We start from the raw sequence: 2,149 nt of genomic DNA on the forward strand, positions 1-2,149 counted from the left end.
GGCGGAGTGTCAGCCACCCAGGTATTGGCTGATAAATTGCCATCGCGGGCAAGCCCGCTCCCACATTGGAAATGCGGTGTATATGAGACTTCCATAAAAAACGCCCGACCTTCACAGGCCGGGCGTTTTTTGTGCCCTGAAAAAATCAGGACTGACTGGATGGCGTCGGGGTTACCGGCGTTGCAGTCGGGGCGGCAGGAGCATGTGTCGGTGCGGACACCGAATTGGCTGTAGAAGCGGTTGGCGCTGGAGTTGCAGGCTTGGCCGCAACAGCAGGTTTGGACGCTGCTGGCTTCTTGGCTACTGCTGGCTTCTTCGCGGCGGCAGGTTTTGCCGCAGGCTTGGCAGCCACAGGTTTTGCTGCAGCAGGTTTGGCAGCGGCTTTAGCGGCGGCTGGTTTGGCTGCAGGTTTCGCAGCGGCCGGCTTGGCAGCAGGTTTGGCAGCGGCGGTTTTAGCCGCTGGTTTTGCTGCTGGTTTTGCTGCTGCTTTGGCAGCCGGCTTAGCCGCAGGCTTGGCAGCGGCTTTAGCGGCCACGGGTTTTGCTGCAGGCTTGGCAGCCGGTTTGGCAGCTGCGGTTTTTGCAGCGGGTTTTGCCGCAGCTTTAGCCGGGGCCTTGGCCGCAGGTTTGGCAGCTGGCTTGGCGGCCGCTTTAACCAGAGGCTTGGCGGCGGTTTTGGCAGCCGGTTTAGCAGCCGCAGTTTTAGCCGCAGGCTTGGCAGCCGGTTTAGCGGCGGCGGTTTTGGCTGGAGCCACTTTAGCGCCAGTGAGTTTTTCGATTTGCTTGGTCAGGGTATCGACCTTGCTGTGCAGCGTCTTCAGTTCCGCTTTGCTGGGCACGCCCAGTCGCGAAATGGCACTGTTGAGACGCTTGTCGAAGGTTTCTTCCAACTTGCCCCAAGTGTCAGAAATGCTCGACTTGGCAGAGCCGGCAGTGGCCTTGGCCGCTTCAACTTTTTTACCAACCGTGGTCTTGGTCAACTTCTCGGCCTTTTCGCCGTCCTTGACCAATGTCTCGAAGTATTTGCCGCCGTCACTGCTAACCTTCGAGTACACGCCTAAACCAGCAAGCCAGATCTTACGGGAATATTTTTCAACCTCCCCGATCCACGAGCTGCCTTCTTTCTGAGTAGTCTTTTTAACAGCCATCCCGATGTCTCCTTAGTGTTTACGCGCGACACGTTCTAGCAATGTCGTCAGCTCTTCGAGCTTAGCAGAGAGTGTCTCCACGTCATGTTTAGACGCAATGCCGATTCGATTCAAGGCACTTGCAACACGCGTGTCAAAAGCTTTTTCAACTTTATCCAGTTGAACTTCAACCAAACCTTTGACGCTGGAGACATTACTCTTTACTTGGTCAATCTGACTGTTGGCAGCATCAAGTTGTTCAACCACAACTTTTTTGCCTTTACTTTCAACATGTTGACCGGTCTTGACCAGCTCTTTGAAGTACTCGCCGCCTTCGCTGCCGACCTTGGCATAGGCGCCAAGTCCTGCCAGCCAGATCTTGCGGGCGTAGCTTTTAACGTCACTCAGGGCAGTGGACTGAAGGTCGATTTTTTTCTTCAAAATAACTTTGGCCATGGTGCACCTCACGCAGATTAGGGTCGAGGAACGGCCCGCAGGAGTTGAGGGCTTGGGCACAAAGTAGGCTGGAAAATTAGAATCGGCACCCTAAGAACACATTGATCAGGCCAGCGCCTTATCCAGGGCTTTCTCGATTTCAGACTTGATGGTGCCGCTCATGGCCGACATCAACAGGCCCAATTCAACATCAATGCGCAGCGATTCATCGGCGACTAACACCGTGCCTTTAACCCCCGAACGCTTGAGGTTCAGGCTATCGCCCGACCACGATGACTCCAGGCCATATTGCTCCTTGAGTTTGTGCGCCAACTTCTCGGCCTTCGCGCGCGCGCCTTCTTTACCCAGGGAATGTGCACGCTCAACGGTAATACGGGCCATTGCAATGACTCCTCTTTATATCGACTCAGAACACCTGCCATGCGGCAAAAGGTCTCGATGAACACCTATCTTACCTTCAGCCTTGCCAAGACAAAGCAGGCGGTGGGGATTATCATGTCCCGCATTCTCTTTTGGTGACAGCGATATGACTGATCAGCGCAAAGGCAGCGATGCCGAACCCACCAC

3 protein-coding genes are annotated in these 2,149 nt (G+C 55.0%); all 3 read right to left on the bottom strand.

Annotated features, from left to right (window positions below; genetic code table 11):
* Positions 1-145: 145 nt before the first annotated feature.
* Entirely contained in the window at positions 146-1,147 is a 1,002-nt protein-coding gene (locus tag FEM54_RS31085) for a phasin family protein (protein WP_138454123.1), read from the bottom strand.
* 12 nt (positions 1,148-1,159) lie between these two features.
* Positions 1,160-1,582: a phasin family protein gene (locus tag FEM54_RS31090; RefSeq protein ID WP_017138584.1), complete on the bottom strand. Its 423-nt coding sequence runs from the start codon at positions 1,580-1,582 to the stop codon at positions 1,160-1,162.
* Between the two features lie 105 nt (positions 1,583-1,687).
* Positions 1,688-1,963: a polyhydroxyalkanoic acid system family protein gene (locus tag FEM54_RS31095; RefSeq protein WP_017138585.1), complete on the bottom strand. Its 276-nt coding sequence runs from the start codon at positions 1,961-1,963 to the stop codon at positions 1,688-1,690.
* Positions 1,964-2,149 lie beyond the last annotated feature (186 nt).

Source organism: Pseudomonas edaphica (assembly GCF_005863185.1).
Taxonomy (GTDB): domain Bacteria; phylum Pseudomonadota; class Gammaproteobacteria; order Pseudomonadales; family Pseudomonadaceae; genus Aquipseudomonas; species Aquipseudomonas edaphica.